We start from the raw sequence: 19,440 nt of genomic DNA, 5'->3' as shown, positions 1-19,440 counted from the left end.
ATCAGGTAGGTTTAAGGCAGGAGTGTGCGAGCTAACTGTCAGCTGGGTTGCAGCGCGCGGTGGACGCGTCGCATCGATGATTCGCCGTATGGTTCGCAATGCGGACCGTTACCACGTGCGGATCGAAGGCTGCGCGTTGTAGCTCGGCGAGCCGCCGGGACCATACGGATCGGGATTGCCGAAGCGCGACATCGTGCCGTTCTTGCGCGCGCGATTCAATTCGTCGCGCACTTCAGCGCGTGTCTTCGGTGCGCCGGTTGCAATAGCGGGCGAGGGCGCGGCCGGCTCGCTGATTCGCGCAGTGGGTGGCGCAGCGGGTTCGACCGGCGGGTCGTTCGTCGCGGCAGTTTGCATTGTCGGTGCGATCGGCGTCTCAGGCTGTGAGTTCGGAAGAGGAGAGGCCGCGACGATGGCGTGACTGGCTGGCGCGGCATCGTCGCTAGTGCTGTTGGGGCGGATGGCCGCGGTTGTCGAGGCATGGATCGCGGTTTCCTCCGCGTCCCGTTTCTGCGCCGGACGATGCGATTTACCCGGCCGCGCGGACATCTTTTTCGCCGATGGACCCGGCTGCGCAACCGGCTTTGCGTCCCGCTCGTCGAGCGTGGTGGTCAGCATCGCGCGCGTCTTCGCCTGCTCCTCGCGTACAGCCAGTTCCTTTTGCAGCAGCAGCGCTTGCGGCTCGTCCGCGCGCATCGTCAGCACGGCGTCGAGCAGCACGCGCGCGGACGCGAGATCGCCGCGTTGCAGGCTGTCGTGCACCGCTTGCAGCACCCGCTCGATGCCTGCATTGCGCGCGTCGTCGTCGAGCGGCACGTCTGGCGTGACGGGCCGCGCGGCGGACGATACGGCGGAATCGACGGGAGCATTCGCTTCGTTGGCGGACGACTCGCGATTGCCGAATCGCAGGCCGAGCGCGGTCAGCGCCAGCGCACCGACCAGCAGGCCGCCGGCAACGAACATTCTGTTGGATTCGCTCATCATGACGGTTTCCCTCGAGTCCACGCAGCGCGACGGGACGGATCCGTTCGCCTGCAATCCGCAGACAAAAGGTCGCACGACGCTCAAATACGCAATACGAGTTGTAGCAGCAATCGGATGCAGGACACCGCCATTTAAGAGGGCGGTCGAAGACAATTCATCGCAGGATTGCCGGATACGCCGCCGATTTCCAGTAGCATGGCGCCAACGCGTTTTCGGGCGCTTCTCGGGAGTAGGCATGGGCTATCTGCTGGTTCTGGTCGTCGGCCTGGCGGCGGGCACGCTAAGCGGCGTGATCGGCACCGGCTCGTCGATGATGCTGATGCCCGTGCTCGTGATGTTGTTTGGCCCGCAGCAGGCGGTGCCCATCATGGCGATCGCGGCGATCATGGGCAATTTCGGCAAGGTGCTCGCGTGGTGGCGCGAGATCGACTGGCGCGCGTGCGGCGCCTATTGCGCGACGGCCGTGCCGGGCGCGGCACTCGGCGTGCGCACGCTGCTCGCGCTGCCGCCGCATGCCGTCGAGATCGCGCTCGGCCTGTTCTTCGTCGCGATGGTGCCGGCGCGCCGCTGGCTCGCCCGTCGCGAGGTGCGTTTCTCGCCCTGGCATCTGGCGGCGATCGGCGCGCCCGTCGGGTTCCTGACGGGCATTGTCGTGTCGACGGGGCCGATCACGGTGCCCGTCTTCATGGGCTACGGCCTCGTCAAAGGCGCATTTCTCGCGACGGAAGCGGCCGGTTCGCTCGCCGTGTATGCCGCGAAGGTTGCGACCTTCAACCATTTCGGCGCGCTGCCGCTGCACGTCGTGCTGGACGGGCTGATCACGGGTTCCGCGCTGATGGCGGGCGCGTTCTGTGCGCGGCGCATCGTCGTGCGCATGAGTCCGGGCACGTTCAGGCTGGTGGTAGACGGCCTGATGCTGTCGTCCGGGCTGTCGCTGCTGTGGGCGGCGGGGCGCTGACCGGCAACGCTTCAACAGGGAAGGAACGACATGATCGAACGACACATGGTCACCACGACCTTCGATTTACCCGGCTACACCGTCGATACATCGCTTGGCATCGTGCGCGGCATCATCGTGCGCTCGCGCTCGGTGGTGGGCGCGATCGGCGCCGGGCTGCAGACGATCTTCGGCGGCAACATTTCGCTGTACACGTCGCTGTGCGAGCGCGCGCGGCAGGATGCCTACGAGCGCATGCTGGCCGAAGCGGCGACGCTCGGCGCGAATGCTGTCATCGGCATGCGGTACGATGCGACCGAGATCGGCTCCGGCGTGACGGAAGTGCTGTGCTATGGCACGGCGGTGCGCGTACGCCGTACGGTTTAACCGCAGTTTTTCAACCAGAAAGAAGGAAGTTACATGCGTCTGTTGCTTGCTCTGCTCTTGCCGTGGTTCCAGTTTTTCACGATTGGCCGCCCGATTGCCGGGATCATCTGCCTCGTGCTGCAGATCACGATCATCGGCTGGCTGCCCGCGGCGATCTGGTCGGTGTACGCGCTGAGCCAGTACAAGACCGACCGCAAGATCGAAGAGGCGCTCGGCCGGCGCTCATAAGCGCCACTACGTGTATGTGCCCGTTGCAGGCATCGGCCTCAAGCTAATGCGCTTCGAGGCCGATAACCAGACGTTGGGCCTCGGTTGCGGGCCCCAATGCAACGGCCACGATGAGCACAACACACACGCCCCAGTCCGTCCGCCTTCGCGCACTCGTCGACACGGTGCAACGCAATGAACGCACGTTGCGCCGCTTCCAGGATGTCGAACTCCAACTGATCCGCGCCCAGGATTTTCAGTCGCTGTGCCGCGTATTGCTCGACTACATGCCGCGCGAATTCGGACTGGAGCGCGTGACACTGTGGCTGAACGACACGCTGCCGCTGCTGTATGAACTGGCGTTGCGTCACGCGAGCGGCCCGAAACCCGGCGCGAACGCCAACCCTGCTTCATCGGTGAAGACCTCGCGCGAGATGGGCGATGCCGCCGCGCAACTGTGCGCGCAGGGCCGTCCGTGGCTTGGTTCGCTGGCGGCGATGGGCGTCGCGGCGAGCGATGCCTGCTTCGGCAACGCGCCTGGGCATGGGCGTCCTGCCAGCGTTGCGCTGCTGCCGCTGGCCAACAATGGCCAGACGAGCGGCTATCTGTGCCTTGCAAGCGACAACGAAAGCCGCTTCGCGCCGGGCATGGCGACGGACATGCTGGAGCGCTTCGCGGTGATCGTCGCGGCGAGCCTCGACAACGTCGCGCATCGCGAGCAGCTCGAACGTCTGGGTGCAACCGACGCGCTCACGGGCTTGCCCAACCGCCGCTATTTCGACGAGCGCCTGCGCGAAGAGACGACACGGGCATCGCGCTATCGCTTGCCGCTCGGTTGCCTGTTCCTCGATATCGACAGCTTCAAGCCGATCAACGACGCGCACGGTCACGCCGTCGGCGACCGCGCGCTGGCGATGGTCGGCGCCTGCCTGCGCAAGCAGACGCGCCTTGGCGACACGATCGCGCGTTACGGCGGAGAAGAGTTCGCGGTGCTGCTGCAAGGCGATCTGAAAGATTCGCTCGTGGTGGCCGAGCGCATGCGCGCGGCCGTCGCGCAACTCGATCTGCGCGACGACGAAGGCGAGCGCATTCCCTTGACGATCTCGATCGGCGTATCCGCGCACGGGATGCAGCCGGGCGCCGACCTCGACAGCCTTGGGCGCACACTCGTCGACGAAGCGGACCGCGCGATGTACAAGGCGAAGAGCGAAGGGCGCAACCGGGTGGCAACGCTCGTCACTTGAGCTGCACGCGCCGCACTAGTCGTCGACGAACAGCATCGACACGTAGAGGATCGTCGATACGACGATGATGCCGACACCGACGAACACTTTCGTGCGGTTGAATTCGAGTCCGCCGTTGATCGCGACCGCGATGCCGGCAACCGCCGACAGCGTGCCGATCGCGGCCAGCACGACGTGCGCCTTGCTCCAGATCATCTTGCGGCGCGCTTGGCGTTTCGGGGAGTTCCAGGGTTCGATGGGCATTGGATTGAACAGCTGCGACAGCGATGATCGGTACGAGCCAGTCCTGCTGTAGCGGCAGGACTGGCCAGACAGATGGGTGCAAGCGGACGGCTACTGGATCGGCGTGCCGTTGCGCGTGATCTGCACGGCGGTTGCGGACACATAATTCGCGCGAATGCTGTCGCCGACCTTGAGCTTTTCGATCGGCACATCCGGCGAGACTTCGACGATCACGGTGTGCTCGGGTCCGCGCAGCGTCACCAGGCGTTTCTTGCGATCGATCTTCTGCACCGTCGCCACCACTTCGACGTGGCGTGTGCGTGTGGACGCTCCGCCTTGCGCGGGCGTGGTCGATTCCGTCTCGACGCGCGAGCGCACGCCCTTCGTGGCGACCTTGTCGGCCGACAGCAGCAGCGCGCCCTTATACGAGATGTGCACTTCGTCGCCGACTTTCAGCTTCTTCACGTCGCCGACGTCGGGATCGACTTCGACGATCGTCGATTCGCCGCGCGGCCCGCGTATCGTCACTTCATTGTTGGCCGGGTTGATATGCGTGACGTGCGCCGTCACGTCGGCAACGGCGACCGTGCCGACGGCATTCGGGGGAGGCGAGGACGCCGGATTGTCCTGCGCGCGTGCGTCGGTGACGGGCGCGGCGAGCGCCGTACAGGCGACTGCAATGGCGAGAACGCGAATCGGGCGGCAAGCTGCAAGTTGCATGGAAGACTCCTCGTTATCGTGGACCTGCGGTCCGTTGGCCGGATAGTCGTAATGCGTCATGCATGGAACTGGCGTTGGATTCAGGCGGGCTGGGCGACGTGGCTGCCCGCTTTTCTTCTTGCATCGTCGTACACGCGGCGGCGTTCTTCCTCGACAAGCATGCGCTTGCGCTTGATCGACTGACGCTGGATGGGCGGCCCCATCACCGCGACGTAGGCGGCATACCGGTGCTTCTGGTAGCGGCGGAAAAAGTCCGGGCCGGGCAGGCCGTTGCTCAGCGCGAGCAGTACCCCGTAATCGATGTCCGACACTTCGCCGAGCGACGCAATCGCGCGTTCGAGCGCGTCATAGCGGGCGGTGAGCGGATCGCCCGCCCCGAACATGGCGTGAAACCGCTGATAGCTGAGAAGCCGTTCATGTTCGGCTGCGCGTCGCAAGGCCAGCACGATGCGTTCAACCCGTTCCACTTCCATCTCGACCTCCGCGCGTGATCAGCCGTCGCGCGTGCAGTTCGCACGTGGCACGACAGGCAATTGCAATTAACTGGTTATTCAATTGACGGCAAAAATCTTTTTTACGTTGTTGAATAATGATTTAAATCAATTGTCAGAAGGGCGATTTTCCAGACGTGCAGATACGCGTCGCTTTTTTGCCGCGACGAATAAGGTGACGATAAAACGCTGTTGTCATGACTGACGAATGTCAGGTGATCAGCGTATCCAACTTTGAAATCCAGGTATTGCCATACGACGTTCCCTCGCAAAACGTAGCAGGCGCACGGACCAGAGTGCGAGCTGTCAGGCTTGACTGTACTCGGCTTGAGCAATGGTTACTGCATGCTAGCAAACGATTTCGGTAACTTCAAGGCGCAATGTAATGCTCTTGAAAAAATGTGAGGAGTTTATATTGTTGACCAAAATGGATTGACTGTTTCGGGTGTTAATCGCAACGCAATAAAATCCGCAAATGATTTTTTCATATTCATAAAATTTTACGGATCGCATACACAAACCAGGCTGGAGCATATATTGGTCTTTTTTGACTTTTTCATGTCATGCGCGGCTTACGGCCCGTGATGCGCGATTCAGGGCTTTCATCACCCCACAATCAGCGAGATCGCTCATGCCCCCTCGAAACGAAGCATTGCCGACTGTCATGCGCCGGCTCGCCGCGGGCAAACTGCTGATGGAGGGCGCGTCTGTCAGCGATGTCGCCGCGCAGTTGCATATCTCCGAAAACACCGTGCGCAAGTACCGCACGCTGGTGAACGAGGGCGGGCTGGAATCGTTGCGGCAGATGAGCGTGGGCGGGCGTTCGTCGGTACTCGACGAAGCCGCGATGCAATGGATCGCGGCGGCGCTGAACGGCCCCGCGGGTATCCACGGCTTTCCGTCCGATGCGTGGACGAGCAACCGTCTGCGGGAGCTGATACGCGCGCAGTTCGGCGTCAGCTATTCGCGCGTGTACACATGGCAGATTGCGACCAATCTGGGACTCGGGCACCGGCTCACGAAATCCCGCAAGTAGCGGGAGCAGGGGCGCCCGCAGGCGCCGTCAGTGCGTAGCAGGCAGCAGTTCGCCCCAGGCGACGAGGATCTTCTGGATGCTGCGTGCGTAGGCGTCGCGCTCCTTCGGCGACTCCGAATGATAGGCGCCGATCGCACGCCACGTATTGCCGTACTTCACCATCTTCTGCTTGATGAGCCACGCGGCGACATAGATGTTGACGCACGCATCGGTGAGCGCGCGATGCGGAATGCCCAGGCGTTTCAGGTCGGTGAAATGCACCGAGTTGATCTGCGCCTGGCCGACGTCGATCGAGCCATTGCTGTTGCGGTTGACGGCAGCGGGATCGCCCTTCGATTCATGCCAGGCGACGGCACGCAGGATCAGCGGATTGACGCCCTGATAGACGGCGGCCTGCTCGAAGCAGTCGTCGGCGCGGGCCGTGCCGCAGGTCAGCGCGGCTAGCGACAGCGCGAGCGCGCCCACTGCGCGCGCGAGTGGGCGCCGCGAGCGGGAACTGGCGTAGGCGCAGAGTCGGTGAATAGACACGTGTGACGCTCCGTTGGGTTCGCTGATCAGTGGTTATCTGGCTAGCGCGAGTTCGAGCTGCTTGTCGACCGTGCGCAGATAGGTGCGCGAAGCCTCGGACACCACGAGGCGTGGTGCGGGCGCGGTCGGCCGCAAGTCGACGGCGGCGCGCACCTTGCGCTTTTTCGCGGTGGGCTTCGGTGCAACCGGCTCGTCGTCGTCGCCCGTGGAGGGCGGCAGCATCGCGAGCGTGGGCAGCGGCGGGTAGACCTTGTCGGCGGACGCCGACGCTGCCGCTGCCGTCGTGGCGGGCGCACCGCCCGTTGCGCCGTTTGCCGACAGCGCGCCGGCAACGGCGGGTTGGCCTGCGTGCGCGCCCTGGCTAGTGAGGGTGGCGAGCGCGAAGCTCGTGCTCAGAATGGCGGTGCGGAACATGACGTAGCTTCCCTTCATGGCGTCGCGGCCGTTGGACGGATCGACACGCTATACGGCTGGTTCGCGCCCGCCGTCAGGTTCTCGAGGCTGAGCTTCGCGGGATGCTGGGACGGCACGCCGCGCCAGATCGCCTGGTTCAGGTACGGCAGGTCCTGGCCGAGCGCCGTCACGAGAATGGTGGTCGGCTGCTTCTGCGCGGCCGCCAGCGCGCCTGCCTTGGCCAGCACCGATGAGAGCTGCGGATCGCGTGCGCCGAGCGCGTCGGGCGGAATCGTAAAGTTGATGACATCCGTCGACACAGGCGGCTTGTCCGTCTGCGACGCCGTATTGGCAGGCAGTTGCGCGCAGCCGGCCATCACGGCGAGAACCATACAAATCGCAAGCTGTTTCACGAACCGCTCCCAGGAAGTCGTTGACGCTATTTCGGGTTTGTCGGCACCGACGCGTCGAACTTGATATGCAATCCGCAAACGTTTGGCAAATCGGGAAACTTGACTCAGGAATGGCGCCCGGTCGGAAACTCTGACCGTGAGAGGGGATGAAAACGGAGAGGTTGCCTCAGCGTTTTGGCGGATTCCGGCGTGAAATTGACCACGCAGCGGATCTTATGCGAGTTGAATTTTCTCGGCCGGCGGACACGACGGTGACCAAAACCGCGCTTTCTGGTCGCGCAACATATCCGCGTCACACAGCGGTGATACACAGCGGCCTCAGCCTGTCGTCTTCATGCTCCGGCATGAGCAACCGGGTTCATCCAACGTGGCTTCTGTCTCAACCTGCAAACAACGACATGTCAGCGGATTTCATCTGGAGGCTGCTCGCCGCGTTCGCGTGCGGCGTGGCAATCGGTCTCGAACGTCAGATGCGCCAGCGCACGGCGGGCTTGCGCACCATCACGCTCGTGGCGAGCGGCGCATGCCTGTTCGTCACGCTCGGCATGCTGACAGGCAACGGCGTGGCGGGCGTCACGCAGATCGCCGCGTATGTGGTGTCGGGCGTCGGTTTTCTGGGCGGCGGCGTCATCATGCGCGACAAAGGCTCGATCCAGGGGATCAACACGGCCGCGACGCTGTGGTGTTCGGCGGCGGTCGGCGTGTTGTGCGGCGCGGGGCATTATGGGCCGGCGCTGGCGGGCACCGTCGTCGTGCTCGTGACCAACACGGTGCTGCGCGAAGTGAGCCGCGCGATCAACGCGACGCCGGTGTCGAGCGCGGATCTCGTGCGCGAATATGTGCTGACTGTGGTGTGCCGCGAACATGATGAGATCCATATTCGCACCGTGCTGTCGAACTCGATGTATTCGCAACCATTGTCATTTCAGAGCCTGACGAGCGAAGACGTCGAAGACGATCCGTCGCGCATCCAGGTGACGGCGACCTTGCGCATGCATCCGAAGGATCAGGCGAAGCTCGAATTGATGGCGAGCCGGATCAGCATGGAGAAGAGTGTGTCGAGCGTGAGCTGGTCCGCGAAGGAAGTGGAACCGACGCCCGAATGAAAAAAGCGCATCGCGGACGATGCGCTTTTTGCTCTACGTACTACCAGAAGCGTTACTGCGTCGCGAGATGCTTGCGCTTCGCGAGTTCCTGCGCAGCCGCGTATTGCGCCTGAATGGTGGGCAGTGCTTTCTGCGCTGCTTCTTTCAGTTGCGCATCGCGTCCCGACGCAATCTCTGCCTGGAACGCCGACAGCGTTTTCTGCTCGCCGCTCAATGCGATCTGCTCGATATACGCCTTGTCGAAGTCCCCGCCGCGCAGGTTCTTGATGCTGTCGAGCGTGGCCGTATCCGGGTTGTTGTGCGGCACGTCGACGCCGCGCGGGCTCGCTGCGCGCAGCGCGTTGGCGATCGTGAGATTGTCGGCGGCGACTTTTTCGGCGAAAGCCTTCACGTCGCGGTCCGTCGAGCGCGACGTCGCGATGCGCGCGGCATCGCGCTGCGTTGCGACGGCCTGCGTGCCGTCGTTGATGAAGGTCTGGTCGGCCGCGTGCAGCCGCACGGACTCAGCGGCCGGCGCAGCCTGTGCCGGTTGCGTGGTTTGCGCATTCACCGCCGATGCGAACAGCAACAGAGTAGTCGTGGATGCACAGACGATGGAAGCGATGGGCAAACGGATCATGTGTTCTCCTTCAGTGTTCTGCGAATGAGCTGTGAATCAGCCGAGGGCATTCTAGGGGCCCGTTGTGCGTGCAGGTGAAACGACGATGTCGCTTGTGTAACGGGGCGTAAAGGTTGTGGCGTGGCGCGCGTGTCGATGCAATGCAGCGGCGGCTGCAAAGACACGCATGATCTGTCGGTAGTATCGTGAGCGGCACGGCAATCGATGCAAGTCTCTCTCAACGCGAAGCATGCCCGCTTCGCTCTCTCGTCAGGAGATCGCAATGGCCAGGGTTCTCGTTCTCTATTACTCGTCGTACGGGCACATCGAACAGATGGCGGAAGCCATTGCAGAAGGCGCGCGCAGTGCGGGCGCACAGGTCGACATCAAGCGCGTGCCGGAGACCGTGCCCGAAGAGATTGCGAAGAAGTCGCACTTCAAGCTCGATCAGCAGGCGCCGGTTGCGACGGTCGCCGAACTCGAACAATACGACGCCATCGTGGTTGGAACGGGCACGCGCTATGGGCGCATGTCGTCGCAGATGGCGGCGTTTCTCGATCAGACGGGCGGGCTATGGTTGCGCGGCGCGCTCAACGGAAAAGTGGGCGCGGCGTTCGCATCGACGGGGACGCAGCACGGCGGGCAGGAGACCACGTTGTTCTCGATCATCACGAACCTGATGCATCTCGGCATGATCATCGTGGGCTTGCCGTACAGCCATCAGGGGATGATGAACATGACGGAGATCGTGGGCGGCGCGCCGTATGGCGCCACGACCATCGCAGCCGCCGACGGCTCGCGCCAGCCCAGCGCGATCGATCTCGAAGGCGCGCGGCATCAGGGTGAACTGGTGGCGAAGACGGCGGCGAAGCTGTTTGGCTGAGTGCGCACGCTAGGATTGCGCGTTCAGCCTGGGATGGTTTAAACCGCTTCGGGCGCGTCGGGCGGCAACGTCAGTTGTGCGACTTCGACGCGCTCGACTTGTTCGAGCACCAACGGCGCGAGCAACAGTTTCGCCGCGCGCACGCCTGCGCCCATCACCACTTGCTGGCGTTGCATCACGGCGGCATCGACGAGAATGCGCCAGCTCGCGGGCAGGCCGAACGCCGTGATGCCGCCGAACTCCATTGCACTCTCTTGCGTCGCGATCTCGCGCTGCGCGAACGAAATGCGCTTTGCGCCAAGCACGGCTTTGACGGCGCCGTTGACGTCGAGCCGCAACGAGCCGAGCGTCACGATCGCGGCCAGATGTTCGCCGCCATCCTTCTTGTACTTGACGACGATCGTGTTCGCGCAGTCTTCCATCGGGAAGCCGTAGCGCGCGCTGAAGTCGGCTGTATCGGATGCGTCGTCGGTGACGGAGAACACGACGATGTCGCGGCCTTCAATCGATGCGGCGACGTGTGCGGGCAGATGTGCGCCGATCTGATCGGGCGCGATGATGTCGAGCTTCTGAAGCGGTTCGTGCGAAAGCATGGTGACCTGTGAGCAGTGAGCGGACGAAAACAACGCGCACACATTGTACGTTCGATCATTCGTTGCGCGCGTGTGCCCTGGCGGGTTCGACGGCGAAGAGATGCGCGCTCATGAAGTCGACGAAGGCGCGCACCTTCGGCGTCAGTTGCCCGCCCGACGGCCACAGTGCGCGAAATACGCTGAGCGCGCCCGAGTATTCTCGCAGCACGGGAACGAGCGTGCCGTTCTCCACCTGCACACGCACCGTGAAGTCCGGCACGCATGCAAGGCCAAGACCTTGCTCGGCCATCGCGATCAACGGCTCTACTGCTGTTGCGACGGCTGTCGTGGGCAGGTCCACATCGATCGATTCGCCATCGCGTTCCAGCGGCCAGCGGCGCAGTTTGCCCGTGGTCGGAAAACGATGCTGAAGGCACGCGTGATGCACGAGCGCCTCAGGCGCGGTGAGCGGCGCATGTTTCGCAAGATACTCGGGCGACGCGACGATCAGATGCACATACGTGCCCATCGTGCGCGTGATCAACTGCGAGTCGTTGACGTCGCCCGTACGCATTACGACATCGAAGCCTTCTTCGATCACATCGACGACACGGTCGCTGAAGTCGATGTCCAGCATGATCTCCGGGTACGCCTTCATGAACTCGCCGATCACGGGCATCATGAGCTTCGTGACCATCGGCATGCTCACGCGCAACTGTCCGCGCGGTGCGGCATGCGCATGCGCCAGTTCGCTCTCGGCAGCTTCGATTTCTTCGAAGATGCGTTGACAACGCGTGAGGAACAGCGCGCCTTCATTCGTGAGCGTGATGCTGCGCGTGCTGCGATGAAAGAGACGTGCGCCGAGCCGTGTTTCCAGCCGCGAAATGGCCTTGCCGACCGCCGATGCCGATATGCCCAACTGGCGGCCTGCTTCCGTGAAGCTGCGGGTTTCGGCTGCGCGCACGAACACATTGAGCGAACCGAAGCGGTCCATTGCACTCGTGCTGGTGGTCCCGTCGATCGTCGCCGACGATGCGGAGTGCAGCGTGACAGGCGGCGTGTGCGCCCGACCGGCTTGCGTAGCCATGACAGGTCTCCGGAACGTAAAGCGCCGCCCGGCGCGTCAGCGGGGGCGGCGCATGGCACGCGAGGCGTGCGCGTCCGAAGTGTAGCGCGTTCGCGCTGCGTCGATCATTCGAGGTCGTCGAGCTGGTCGGCGAGGATCATCTGCGACATGTTGCGCGGGCGGCTCGTGGGACGGCTGAACGGTCCGTACACGGCATCGCCGCGCACGATGTTCGCGCCCGTCAGCGCACACACGCCGCGCGAGCGGGCGATACGGCGCACCCACAGTTGCTCGGTATAACGGCCTGCCGTCGAGTCGCGCCACGTGATCGAAATCGACTTCGCGCCGAAGCGTTCGACGAACGTGATCACGGCACCGCTGTGCTGGTCCGTCGCCGCTTGCGCGCGTTCTGCCGTAGTGTTGCGGCGGGCCGGGCGCGCGGAACACGCACCCTTGTCGCATTTGTCGGACGACACAAGCTTGATGTCCTGCGCGGGCGACTTGCCCAGCCGCGAAATAGTCGCGGCCCAAGGGTCGCGCAGCGCGGACGAGGCGAGCGCGCCGCCGCCAGCAACCTCGGATGGGAGGCCGGCGTACAGCGTTTCCTTGCGGCGCACTTCCGGCTCGCCGCTCGCGCGCCGGTTTGCGTGGGCGCGAGGCCTGGGTTCAGCCGTAGCGGCTGTTGCAGTTCCAATCCTGCTCACGTCGACTCCTCGTTAAAGCATGGCCCGTCGAGACGGCTCATCGGGTCGCGCAGAACCTTACGTTCTGCTTTTGATGGCCACCCGGCAGCTGCAAAACACAGCTGCCTGCGCGCGGGCGAAAACGCATGCGCCGCACGTCGCTGCGCCATCACGGCGAACGATTGGAGCGGCTTCACGCTGCATCACAGCGTGGCAATCAGCTTTCGCGGCCGGCATTTACCACCGGTCACATGGCGTGCATGCTAACGGCTCGCCAGAAGCAGATAAATGCCAGCTAAATGAACACTCAATTTATCTAAATCAAACAATGGGACGGCGAGCAAACGTCAAATCGCGGCAATCGCTTGCGGCATCGGGCTGTCCGCCGATGCATATGCACTCGGATCGCGACAGAAACGACCAGATAGCCACCACATCGCGCGGGGTCTCGTCTTGACATCGCTTCGAGGGCGTCCATACTCGGACGGTATTTCGCCGCCCGGCCCCAACCTGTTTCCCTCGCAAGGACACGACGCAATGGACAAGACAGTGAAGATTCCCGGCCCCGAACATCCCATCACGATTGAAAAGAGCGGATCTCGCGTGGTCGTGTCGGTGGCAGGACGCAAGATCGCCGACAGCACCGATGCGCTGTCTTTCCACGAAGCGTCGTATCCGGAAGTGCTCTACATTCCGCGCAAGGACGTCGATATGTCGCTGCTCGAACGCACCGATCATTCGACCTATTGCCCGTACAAGGGCGAATGCAGTTATTACAGCATTCCTGCCGGCGGCGAGCGTGCCGTCAATGCGGTGTGGAGTTACGAAAGCCCCTACGACGCGGTCGCGCAGATCAGGGAACACGTTGCGTTCTATCCGAACCGCGTCGATTCCATCGAAGTCAGCGCGCGGTAATGCTGCGCGCTTCAGATTGACTGACTGACGTCGAAGCCCTCGCTCGAGGGCTTCACACCTGCTGATCGCCGCCCATCGACTCACGACGCATCGCCGCGCGTTCGTGTCATTGACAAATCTGTCAAACGTGACAGGTTTGACAAAAATCAATTCCCTGACCCTGCCAGACATGCGCGCTGCTTCATTGCGGTGCAGCCCATCACGCAATCGACATAAAAACCCGGAGAGCCGCATGGTTGCACGCTTTCCGGGCATCGGATGCAGCCGGCATCAAATGATTTTTGTTGATTTTTTTTCGGAACCTTCTTGCCGTAAGCTTTTCGTAATCACATCGCGTTTGTCCGCGATGGACAGACTCCGTTCAATCCAGAACCCGGCAGGAGCACGATTGATGAATCATCCGAAACGCCTATTGCTGTCCAATCTAGCGTGGTCGCAGGAAGTCTTGAACCGCGAGCCCGAGTTCTTCACGGATCTGGCGCGCGGCCAGCAGCCGCGCATCTTGTGGATCGGTTGTTCCGACAGCCGCGTGCCCGCCGAGCGCATCACCAATGCGCAGCCGGGCGAACTGTTCGTCCATCGCAACATCGCGAATCTCTACACATCCGACGACGGCAATGCATCGAGCGTGATCGAGTACGCGGTACATGCGCTGAAGGTCGAGCACGTGATCATCTGCGGACATCATCATTGCGGCGGCGTGCGCGCCGCGCTGTCGCCGCCTTCGGATGCGTTGCCCGTCGTGAACCGTCGTATCGCCGGATTGCGCGAACTGGCTGAACGCCATCGCGACGAACTGCTTGCGATTGCGGATTTCGACGAGCGCGTCGATCGCTTCGCGGAGTTGAATGTGATCGAGCAGGTGCGGCTGCTGCGCGAATCGCCCATCGTGCGGCGCGCGCCGCAGCCGCCTCACGTGCATGGCTGGATTTTCGGGCTGCGCGAAGGCTTGCTCACGCAACTGACCGATATGGACGAGTCACGGGAGATTGCCGGCATGCACGCAGAAGCGCACACGCACGCGCACGAAGCGCTCGCCGTGCGCGACGCGGCGTAACGACTACCGCTCAACGCGTTATTTCACAGTAACTCACGCCTTTCACGGTTTACACGGATACGACCATCGAGCCGCCGGCGCATGTCGCCGCGCGGCGTGGCCCAACTCGACCTTGCGGATACCATGCACACTCCACCTGTCTCCCGTCTATCGACCCTGCGTAGCGATGTCTTCGCTGGGATCGTCGTGTTTCTCGTCGCGTTGCCGCTATGTCTGGGCATCGCCACTGCGTCCGGTGTCGAGCCGTTTGCCGGGCTGGTGTCCGGTATCGTCGGCGGACTCGTCGTCGCGCTGTTGAGCGGCTCGCATCTGAGCGTGAGCGGGCCGGCCGCGGGCCTCGTCGTGATCGTCGTGTCGGCGATCGCATCGCTCGGCAGCTTTTCCGCGTTTCTCTGTGCGGTGCTGATTGCGGGCGCGTTGCAGGTCGGCTTCGGCCTGCTGCGCGCGGGGCGGCTCGCGAGCTTCGTGCCCGTGGCCGTCATCAAGGGCATGCTGGCTTCGATCGGCATCATCCTGATCGTCAAGCAGCTTCCGCTCGGCATGGGACTCGTGAGCGGCGCTGACGCCGCCGTCCCGCATGCGGGCACGCTGGCGACGCCGTTCGGCGACGTGACGCTGGTGTCGCTCGTGCTCGCCGTCGTATCGGTGGCGATGCTGTTCCTCTGGGAGACGCCGCGCGCGAAGCGTTATGCGATCGTGCGCATGGTGCCGGGACCGCTTGCCGCCGTTGCGCTCGGCATCGGCGCGACGCTTGCGCTCGACGTGCTCGCGCCCGCGCTGTCGCTGCCGACTGAGCATCGCGTGTCGCTGGCGTCGCTCGATTCGTTCGCGGCGCTGACGGGCGCGATCTCGATGCCCGATTTCACGCAGCTCGTCGACGCCGACGTCTGGCGTGTCGCGATGACGCTCGCGATCGTCGCGAGTCTCGAAACGCTGCTGAGCCTCGAAGCCGTCGAGCAGATCGATCCGAAGCGCCGCCGCGCGTCGCCGGATCGCGAGCTGAAGGCGCAGGGCGTCGGCAATATGGTGGCGGCCGTGCTGGGCGGGCTGCCGCTGACGGCCGTGATCGTGCGCAGCTCGGCGAACGTGCATGCGGGTGCGCAGACGCGCATGTCGGCGGTGATTCACGGCGTGCTGCTGCTGGCGAGCGTGTTTGCGCTGACGACCGTGCTGAACCTGATTCCGCTCGCGTGTCTCGCGGCGATCCTGATTCACACCGGCTACAAGCTCGCGAAGCCGGCGCTGTTTGCGTCGATGGCACGCGAGGGCGTCGACCGCTTCGTGCCGTTCGCGGCGACGATCGGCGGCGTGCTCGCGACGGATCTGCTGATCGGCATTGGCATCGGTATCGCCACAAGCGCGCTGCTCGCGATGCGCGCGAACCTGTCGCGCACGTTCACGCTGACACGCCACGACGATCACTATCTGCTGGTGCTGCGCAAGGACGCGACCTTCCTGTCGAAGCCGATGCTCACGCATTGCCTCGGGCAGATTCCGGATCGCGCGACGGTGCTGATCGACGCGGAACGTGCCGATTTCATCGATCGCGATATTCGTGACACGTTGGATGCGTTCGTCAGCGAAGCGCCGCAACGGCAGATTTCCGTCGAGCGTTTGCGCTGGCCGGAGCCGGCTGCGCAGGAAGGACGGACGCTGTTGCCGTCGCTGCGCGCGACGACGGGCTGACGGGTGGAGGCAGAAAAGAGGGCGCGATGGTGCGCCTGTCTGCGTGCGATCGGAAGAGGTCTTGCTGAACTCGCCGGCGTGGCGGCGAGTAAAACGGGCGAAGGCGAGGGCGCTGGCCGTGGGGTCGCGCCTTGCCGCGCAGGCGGAGAAGCTTACTCGGCGATCGAGTAGCGCGACGGCCGCGCCTGCTTCACCTTCGACGGACGCTCGACGCGCGGGCTCGCGCCGCGGATGAACAGCACTGCGCACAACGCCACCATGGCCCAGATGCAAAGAAGTACGGTCAAAACGTTCATTTCGTGTTCCAGTCTGTCGGTGCTGCGATTGCTTCCATTGCTGCCGTGGTGTTCACTTCGTCCCGTCGCGCAAGCGCCGGATCAGTGCGTCGTGTGGCGATCCTCGCCGTCGAACAGAAGCTCGTCGATCAGCCGCGTGGTCAGCGCAAGCTGCTTTTCCAGCGAGACGCGCGCCAGTTCCGCGCTCACCGCGTCGCCGCGCGCGACCGCCTCGTGCGTCTGGGTGGCGAGGCGCAGCACCGTGTCGGACGCGAGCTGCAAGCCGCGCATCAGTTCGGCTTCCGGGTAATCCCGCGTTTCAAACGCTTCGGGCTCGAACGCATTGCTTCTGTCATGGCGGGAAGACATTTCAGGCTCCTCAGTGCACTGGCATGACTGCAGTGTGCGCCGCGGATCCCCCAATCAATCGGTCGAACAGAGGCCGATTTCGGATTCATACCGGCGTCATCGAAATCTGCCTGTGGAGCGGACGCGCCCGTTTCTCCTCACGACCCGGCGAATGGTAAGCAACTGTTAGTGTGCGGTCTGCACGTAAAGGCCCTGGGTTGTGCAGGCGCCTTTCTTGCGCGGGTCGGCGGCGGCGCGGTGCATGCGTTGCTGCGTATCGCGCCGTAATGCATCGTCACAAGTGGTCACGAACGCCTTCTGTAGCGTCTGCTCAAATGACGTAGGAGAAGGGAGAACGATCATGAAGAAACTTCTGACGCTGGTAGCCGTCGCCGCGGCGACGATCGGGTTGGGCGGCTGCGTCGTCGCGCCGCCATATGGTTATGCGTATGCGCCGGGTTATGGCTACGCGCCGGGGTATTACGCGGGACCGACGGTGAATGTCGGCGTCGGCTACAGTTGCTGCTGGGGCCACGGCGGCTGGCACCGGTGAGGGTGGCTTTTGCTATGGGCAAATAGTGCCTGTGTTCACCGCGGGATCAAGATCAGAAAAGCCGGACGGAGATGCGCGCGCATCCTGTCCGGTTTTTTTGCGTTGAAGGGCGGCGCGCGCGCATGCGCACGGCGTTCGGCGGCGCACATTGCGGGTCGCGCCGTGCGGCGCGGGATGCGTGTCTGAGGTACGATCTCGGAACAGCATGCGCGCGAGCAGGCGCAGCGCGCCCTCCGACGCAACGATTTCGCCACACTACCTACGTTTTTTCGCACTCAAGCATGGACTACCGCGTTACCTACGAGCACAGCCTCGCCACCGCACCCGACGACTTCATCGTGAATGTGCCGTCGCAACTGGTGTCGGACGTGCCCGCCAATATTCCCAGAGCGCTGGTGCCCGAAGCGATCGAGAAGCTGATCCTCGAACGTTCGCCGCGCATCGGCCGCATCCGCAACCTGAAACTCATCTGACGCGCCTTCCTGGGCGGCGCGCCTCGACGTTCACGTCGGGCGCCGTCCGCCGCGCTTGAAAAACCCCTTGTCTGCCCCGCATGTGCGGCTCTCGCTTATCCGGAGCCTTGTCATGGGAAGCCGTCCCCGTTTTGTCGACGATCTGTCGGGCGCGCTGCCAAGCGCCGCAGCCCCCGGATCCTCCGACGACGCCCTACTCCTCGACGCCTATTCGCGCACCGTCATCGATGCGCTCGAACGGGTGCGGGCGGCCGTCGTCTTCATCACCGTCGAGCGCCGCGTGCCGGGCGCGCCCGAGCGCCACGCGCGCGCGGGCACCGGCTCGGGTTTCATCTTCACGCCCGACGGTTATCTTTTGACCAACAGCCACGTCGTGCATGGCGCGACGCATATCCGTGTGCAGCTTGCCGACGGCACGAAGTTCGACGCCGATCTGGTCGGTGACGATCCGCACAGCGACCTGGCCGTTTTGCGTATTGGCTCACGGGAGCCGCTGCCGCATGTCGCGCTGGGCGAATCGGGCAAATTGCGTGTCGGGCAGATTGCGATTGCGGTTGGCAATCCGCTCGGGCTCGAGCAGACGGTGACGGCGGGCGTGGTCTCGGCGCTCGGCCGCTCGTTGCGCTCGAACTCGGGCCGCATGATTTACGACGTGATCCAGACGGATGCAGCGCTCAATCCGGGCAATTCGGGTGGGCCGTTGATCAATTCGGCGGGGCAGGTGATCGGTGTGAATACGGCGATCATTCCGGGCGCGCAGTCGATCAGTTTCGCGACGGCGATCGATACCGCGAAGTGGGTGATCATGCAGATTTTTGCGCATGGGCGCGTGAGGCGGGCTTATATCGGCGTCGCTGGCACGACGATGGCGTTGCCGCGGAAGGTGCAGCGGTTTTTTGGTCTCGAGTCCGGGAGTGGTGTTCGGGTGATGGAAATCGTCAAAGGGAGTCCGGCGGCTGTCGGCGGCTTGCGGACGGACGATACGATTGTTGCTATCGATGGCGTGGCCGTTGAGGGTGTCGATGCGCTGCAGCGCGTGCTGGATGGGTCGAAGATTGATCGCGATGTTGAGGTTGGGGTTTTGCGTGGGACGCGGAGGGTAGAGGTCAGGCTGCGGCCTGTTGAGCAATCGGTTTAGGTTTTTTTGGGTTGTTTTGTCCGCCGACGGCTTTTTTCTTTCGCTGGCATCCGCGTTTTGTCTCTGGTTTGCTAGCGTTGCCCCTGTGCGGGGCGGCACTTACTTTCTTTGCCGCGGCAAAGAAAGTAAGCAAAGAAAGCCGCTCACACCGCCAACTCTTGTTCCCGCCTGAGGGCCCCCAACGGGTCCTCTCCTTCACACGGCAACCGCTCCGTTCGATGCCCGTTGCCAGCGCTTTGAATCAGCGCCTCACCCGCTTCACGCTCCCGCGTCGTTGCATGCGCGATCGCATTGCCCACGTTCTATAGCGGCAAACTGTGTGTAGGCTGTCGCGACGTACGCGCTCCACTCCAGACTGAAAACCAAGGTCGCGGCTCAAAACGGGATCGGTGTCGTAGAAGCGCTGACGCGTGAGGCACTACGACCTACACACAGTTTGCCACCTGGGCGACCGTAACCATTCGCTGCCGCTGGTTGCGCTACGGGTGATTGAAGTGGGTGAGGCGTTGATTCGAAGCGCGGGCAACG

27 protein-coding genes are annotated in these 19,440 nt (G+C 63.4%); 13 read left to right on the top strand and 14 right to left on the bottom strand.

Going from position 1 to position 19,440, the window contains the following annotated elements:
• Nucleotides 1-108: 108 nt before the first annotated feature.
• Nucleotides 109-981: a DUF4148 domain-containing protein gene (locus G3O01_RS16450; RefSeq protein WP_205806198.1), complete on the bottom strand. Its 873-nt coding sequence runs from the start codon at nt 979-981 to the stop codon at nt 109-111.
• A 235-nt stretch (nt 982-1,216) separates the two neighbouring features.
• Here G3O01_RS16450 and G3O01_RS16445 point away from each other — a divergent pair, with 235 nt between their 5' ends.
• The 4 genes from G3O01_RS16445 to G3O01_RS16430 all read left to right on the top strand — a co-directional run bounded on the left by G3O01_RS16445 (nt 1,217) and on the right by G3O01_RS16430 (nt 3,756).
• A complete protein-coding gene (locus G3O01_RS16445; protein WP_205806197.1) occupies nt 1,217-1,939 on the top strand; it encodes a sulfite exporter TauE/SafE family protein in 723 nt (240 codons plus the stop codon).
• A 30-nt stretch (nt 1,940-1,969) separates the two neighbouring features.
• On the top strand, nt 1,970-2,305 hold the full coding sequence (locus G3O01_RS16440) for a YbjQ family protein (RefSeq protein WP_205806196.1): 336 nt from the start codon (nt 1,970-1,972) through the stop codon (nt 2,303-2,305).
• A 33-nt stretch (nt 2,306-2,338) separates the two neighbouring features.
• Nucleotides 2,339-2,533: a YqaE/Pmp3 family membrane protein gene (locus tag G3O01_RS16435; RefSeq protein WP_205806195.1), complete on the top strand. Its 195-nt coding sequence runs from the start codon at nt 2,339-2,341 to the stop codon at nt 2,531-2,533.
• Nucleotides 2,534-2,643: 110 nt separating this feature from the next.
• A complete protein-coding gene (locus G3O01_RS16430) occupies nt 2,644-3,756 on the top strand; it encodes a DUF484 family protein (RefSeq protein WP_205806194.1) in 1,113 nt (370 codons plus the stop codon).
• Nucleotides 3,757-3,771: 15 nt separating this feature from the next.
• Here G3O01_RS16430 and G3O01_RS16425 read toward each other — a convergent pair whose 3' ends face one another.
• The 3 genes from G3O01_RS16425 to G3O01_RS16415 form a co-directional block, all read right to left on the bottom strand.
• On the bottom strand, nt 3,772-3,999 hold the full coding sequence (locus G3O01_RS16425) for a DUF2964 family protein (protein ID WP_205806193.1): 228 nt from the start codon (nt 3,997-3,999) through the stop codon (nt 3,772-3,774).
• Nucleotides 4,000-4,089: 90 nt separating this feature from the next.
• Nucleotides 4,090-4,698, bottom strand: a complete 609-nt coding sequence (locus tag G3O01_RS16420) for a hypothetical protein (protein WP_205806192.1) — start codon at nt 4,696-4,698, stop codon at nt 4,090-4,092.
• Between the two features lie 80 nt (nt 4,699-4,778).
• Nucleotides 4,779-5,171: a hypothetical protein gene (locus G3O01_RS16415; RefSeq protein WP_205806191.1), complete on the bottom strand. Its 393-nt coding sequence runs from the start codon at nt 5,169-5,171 to the stop codon at nt 4,779-4,781.
• 649 nt (nt 5,172-5,820) lie between these two features.
• Here G3O01_RS16415 and G3O01_RS16410 point away from each other — a divergent pair.
• The gene (locus G3O01_RS16410) at nt 5,821-6,225 is read left to right on the top strand and encodes a helix-turn-helix domain-containing protein (protein WP_205806190.1); all 405 of its coding nucleotides are present in this window, start codon (nt 5,821-5,823) and stop codon (nt 6,223-6,225) included.
• 27 nt (nt 6,226-6,252) lie between these two features.
• Here the strand turns inward: G3O01_RS16410 and G3O01_RS16405 are convergent, their stop codons facing one another.
• The 3 genes from G3O01_RS16405 to G3O01_RS16395 form a co-directional block, all read right to left on the bottom strand.
• The gene (locus tag G3O01_RS16405; RefSeq protein ID WP_346779201.1) at nt 6,253-6,690 is read right to left on the bottom strand and encodes a lytic transglycosylase domain-containing protein; all 438 of its coding nucleotides are present in this window, start codon (nt 6,688-6,690) and stop codon (nt 6,253-6,255) included.
• Nucleotides 6,691-6,786: 96 nt separating this feature from the next.
• Entirely contained in the window at nt 6,787-7,167 is a 381-nt protein-coding gene (locus G3O01_RS16400; RefSeq protein WP_205806188.1) for a hypothetical protein, read from the bottom strand.
• A 14-nt stretch (nt 7,168-7,181) separates the two neighbouring features.
• Nucleotides 7,182-7,538: a hypothetical protein gene (locus tag G3O01_RS16395; protein ID WP_205806416.1), complete on the bottom strand. Its 357-nt coding sequence runs from the start codon at nt 7,536-7,538 to the stop codon at nt 7,182-7,184.
• Nucleotides 7,539-7,957: 419 nt separating this feature from the next.
• Between G3O01_RS16395 and G3O01_RS16390 the strand changes: the two genes are divergently transcribed.
• Nucleotides 7,958-8,665, top strand: coding sequence for an MgtC/SapB family protein (locus tag G3O01_RS16390; protein ID WP_205806187.1), 708 nt, complete (start codon nt 7,958-7,960; stop codon nt 8,663-8,665).
• Between the two features lie 52 nt (nt 8,666-8,717).
• Here the strand turns inward: G3O01_RS16390 and G3O01_RS16385 are convergent, their stop codons facing one another.
• Complete coding sequence (locus G3O01_RS16385; RefSeq protein ID WP_205806186.1) at nt 8,718-9,284, bottom strand: DUF4142 domain-containing protein; 567 nt, start codon at nt 9,282-9,284, stop codon at nt 8,718-8,720.
• 262 nt (nt 9,285-9,546) lie between these two features.
• Between G3O01_RS16385 and wrbA the strand changes: the two genes are divergently transcribed.
• Nucleotides 9,547-10,146: an NAD(P)H:quinone oxidoreductase gene (gene wrbA / locus G3O01_RS16380; protein WP_205806185.1), complete on the top strand. Its 600-nt coding sequence runs from the start codon at nt 9,547-9,549 to the stop codon at nt 10,144-10,146.
• A gap of 38 nt (nt 10,147-10,184) precedes the next feature.
• On the opposite strand, the gene G3O01_RS16375 is transcribed toward wrbA, so the two are convergent.
• From G3O01_RS16375 to G3O01_RS16365, 3 genes are all read right to left on the bottom strand, one after another.
• Nucleotides 10,185-10,739, bottom strand: a complete 555-nt coding sequence (locus G3O01_RS16375; RefSeq protein ID WP_205806184.1) for a YbaK/EbsC family protein — start codon at nt 10,737-10,739, stop codon at nt 10,185-10,187.
• Between the two features lie 55 nt (nt 10,740-10,794).
• Nucleotides 10,795-11,805 (bottom strand): LysR family transcriptional regulator, encoded by a 1,011-nt coding sequence (locus tag G3O01_RS16370; RefSeq protein ID WP_205806183.1) that lies wholly within the window; start codon nt 11,803-11,805, stop codon nt 10,795-10,797.
• 104 nt (nt 11,806-11,909) lie between these two features.
• Entirely contained in the window at nt 11,910-12,488 is a 579-nt protein-coding gene (locus G3O01_RS16365) for a DUF3331 domain-containing protein (RefSeq protein ID WP_205806182.1), read from the bottom strand.
• Nucleotides 12,489-13,004: 516 nt separating this feature from the next.
• Here G3O01_RS16365 and G3O01_RS16360 point away from each other — a divergent pair.
• The 3 genes from G3O01_RS16360 to G3O01_RS16350 all read left to right on the top strand — a co-directional run bounded on the left by G3O01_RS16360 (nt 13,005) and on the right by G3O01_RS16350 (nt 16,125).
• On the top strand, nt 13,005-13,382 hold the full coding sequence (locus tag G3O01_RS16360) for a DUF427 domain-containing protein (protein ID WP_205806181.1): 378 nt from the start codon (nt 13,005-13,007) through the stop codon (nt 13,380-13,382).
• Between the two features lie 391 nt (nt 13,383-13,773).
• The gene (locus G3O01_RS16355) at nt 13,774-14,439 is read left to right on the top strand and encodes a carbonic anhydrase (protein ID WP_205806180.1); all 666 of its coding nucleotides are present in this window, start codon (nt 13,774-13,776) and stop codon (nt 14,437-14,439) included.
• Between the two features lie 123 nt (nt 14,440-14,562).
• On the top strand, nt 14,563-16,125 hold the full coding sequence (locus tag G3O01_RS16350; RefSeq protein ID WP_205806179.1) for a SulP family inorganic anion transporter: 1,563 nt from the start codon (nt 14,563-14,565) through the stop codon (nt 16,123-16,125).
• 152 nt (nt 16,126-16,277) lie between these two features.
• On the opposite strand, the gene G3O01_RS16345 is transcribed toward G3O01_RS16350, so the two are convergent.
• The 3 genes from G3O01_RS16345 to G3O01_RS16335 form a co-directional block, all read right to left on the bottom strand.
• The gene (locus G3O01_RS16345) at nt 16,278-16,421 is read right to left on the bottom strand and encodes a hypothetical protein (RefSeq protein WP_205806178.1); all 144 of its coding nucleotides are present in this window, start codon (nt 16,419-16,421) and stop codon (nt 16,278-16,280) included.
• 81 nt (nt 16,422-16,502) lie between these two features.
• The gene (locus G3O01_RS16340; RefSeq protein ID WP_205806177.1) at nt 16,503-16,769 is read right to left on the bottom strand and encodes a hypothetical protein; all 267 of its coding nucleotides are present in this window, start codon (nt 16,767-16,769) and stop codon (nt 16,503-16,505) included.
• A 165-nt stretch (nt 16,770-16,934) separates the two neighbouring features.
• The gene (locus G3O01_RS16335; RefSeq protein WP_205806176.1) at nt 16,935-17,111 is read right to left on the bottom strand and encodes a hypothetical protein; all 177 of its coding nucleotides are present in this window, start codon (nt 17,109-17,111) and stop codon (nt 16,935-16,937) included.
• On the opposite strand from G3O01_RS16335, the gene G3O01_RS16330 reads away from it, so the two are divergent.
• From G3O01_RS16330 to G3O01_RS16320, 3 genes are all read left to right on the top strand, one after another.
• On the top strand, nt 17,110-17,301 hold the full coding sequence (locus tag G3O01_RS16330) for a hypothetical protein (protein WP_205806175.1): 192 nt from the start codon (nt 17,110-17,112) through the stop codon (nt 17,299-17,301). The two genes, G3O01_RS16335 and G3O01_RS16330, sit on opposite strands and share 2 nt — an antisense overlap.
• 281 nt (nt 17,302-17,582) lie before the next feature.
• Nucleotides 17,583-17,774, top strand: a complete 192-nt coding sequence (locus G3O01_RS16325) for a hypothetical protein (protein ID WP_205806174.1) — start codon at nt 17,583-17,585, stop codon at nt 17,772-17,774.
• A 112-nt stretch (nt 17,775-17,886) separates the two neighbouring features.
• Nucleotides 17,887-18,912, top strand: a complete 1,026-nt coding sequence (locus G3O01_RS16320) for a trypsin-like peptidase domain-containing protein (RefSeq protein ID WP_205806173.1) — start codon at nt 17,887-17,889, stop codon at nt 18,910-18,912.
• The last annotated feature ends 528 nt before the right edge of the window (nt 18,913-19,440 follow it).

Source organism: Burkholderia sp. Ac-20365 (assembly GCF_017104715.1).
Taxonomy (GTDB): Bacteria; Pseudomonadota; Gammaproteobacteria; order Burkholderiales; family Burkholderiaceae; genus Paraburkholderia.
This window is presented reverse-complemented; position numbering and strand designations above follow the sequence as displayed.

Bases quoted from the DNA above. Each gene is read 5' to 3' on its own strand.
- G3O01_RS16370 (WP_205806183.1), bottom strand. From the start codon at position 11,805: ATGGCTACGCAAGCCGGTCGGGCGCACACGCCGCCTGTCACGCTGCAC.
- G3O01_RS16410 (WP_205806190.1), top strand. From the start codon at position 5,821: ATGCCCCCTCGAAACGAAGCATTGCCGACTGTCATGCGCCGGCTCGCC.
- G3O01_RS16390 (WP_205806187.1), top strand. From the start codon at position 7,958: ATGTCAGCGGATTTCATCTGGAGGCTGCTCGCCGCGTTCGCGTGCGGC.
- G3O01_RS16360 (WP_205806181.1), top strand. From the start codon at position 13,005: ATGGACAAGACAGTGAAGATTCCCGGCCCCGAACATCCCATCACGATT.
- G3O01_RS16420 (WP_205806192.1), bottom strand. From the start codon at position 4,698: ATGCAACTTGCAGCTTGCCGCCCGATTCGCGTTCTCGCCATTGCAGTC.
- G3O01_RS16345 (WP_205806178.1), bottom strand. From the start codon at position 16,421: ATGAACGTTTTGACCGTACTTCTTTGCATCTGGGCCATGGTGGCGTTG.
- G3O01_RS16350 (WP_205806179.1), top strand. From the start codon at position 14,563: ATGCACACTCCACCTGTCTCCCGTCTATCGACCCTGCGTAGCGATGTC.
- G3O01_RS16320 (WP_205806173.1), top strand. From the start codon at position 17,887: ATGGGAAGCCGTCCCCGTTTTGTCGACGATCTGTCGGGCGCGCTGCCA.
- G3O01_RS16400 (WP_205806188.1), bottom strand. From the start codon at position 7,167: ATGTTCCGCACCGCCATTCTGAGCACGAGCTTCGCGCTCGCCACCCTC.
- G3O01_RS16330 (WP_205806175.1), top strand. From the start codon at position 17,110: ATGAAGAAACTTCTGACGCTGGTAGCCGTCGCCGCGGCGACGATCGGG.
- G3O01_RS16445 (WP_205806197.1), top strand. From the start codon at position 1,217: ATGGGCTATCTGCTGGTTCTGGTCGTCGGCCTGGCGGCGGGCACGCTA.
- G3O01_RS16395 (WP_205806416.1), bottom strand. From the start codon at position 7,538: ATGGTTCTCGCCGTGATGGCCGGCTGCGCGCAACTGCCTGCCAATACG.
- G3O01_RS16425 (WP_205806193.1), bottom strand. From the start codon at position 3,999: ATGCCCATCGAACCCTGGAACTCCCCGAAACGCCAAGCGCGCCGCAAG.
- G3O01_RS16450 (WP_205806198.1), bottom strand. From the start codon at position 981: ATGATGAGCGAATCCAACAGAATGTTCGTTGCCGGCGGCCTGCTGGTC.
- G3O01_RS16435 (WP_205806195.1), top strand. From the start codon at position 2,339: ATGCGTCTGTTGCTTGCTCTGCTCTTGCCGTGGTTCCAGTTTTTCACG.
- G3O01_RS16325 (WP_205806174.1), top strand. From the start codon at position 17,583: ATGGACTACCGCGTTACCTACGAGCACAGCCTCGCCACCGCACCCGAC.
- G3O01_RS16440 (WP_205806196.1), top strand. From the start codon at position 1,970: ATGATCGAACGACACATGGTCACCACGACCTTCGATTTACCCGGCTAC.
- G3O01_RS16385 (WP_205806186.1), bottom strand. From the start codon at position 9,284: ATGATCCGTTTGCCCATCGCTTCCATCGTCTGTGCATCCACGACTACT.
- G3O01_RS16375 (WP_205806184.1), bottom strand. From the start codon at position 10,739: ATGCTTTCGCACGAACCGCTTCAGAAGCTCGACATCATCGCGCCCGAT.
- G3O01_RS16415 (WP_205806191.1), bottom strand. From the start codon at position 5,171: ATGGAAGTGGAACGGGTTGAACGCATCGTGCTGGCCTTGCGACGCGCA.
- wrbA (WP_205806185.1), top strand. From the start codon at position 9,547: ATGGCCAGGGTTCTCGTTCTCTATTACTCGTCGTACGGGCACATCGAA.
- G3O01_RS16340 (WP_205806177.1), bottom strand. From the start codon at position 16,769: ATGTCTTCCCGCCATGACAGAAGCAATGCGTTCGAGCCCGAAGCGTTT.
- G3O01_RS16355 (WP_205806180.1), top strand. From the start codon at position 13,774: ATGAATCATCCGAAACGCCTATTGCTGTCCAATCTAGCGTGGTCGCAG.
- G3O01_RS16430 (WP_205806194.1), top strand. From the start codon at position 2,644: ATGAGCACAACACACACGCCCCAGTCCGTCCGCCTTCGCGCACTCGTC.
- G3O01_RS16335 (WP_205806176.1), bottom strand. From the start codon at position 17,111: ATGATCGTTCTCCCTTCTCCTACGTCATTTGAGCAGACGCTACAGAAG.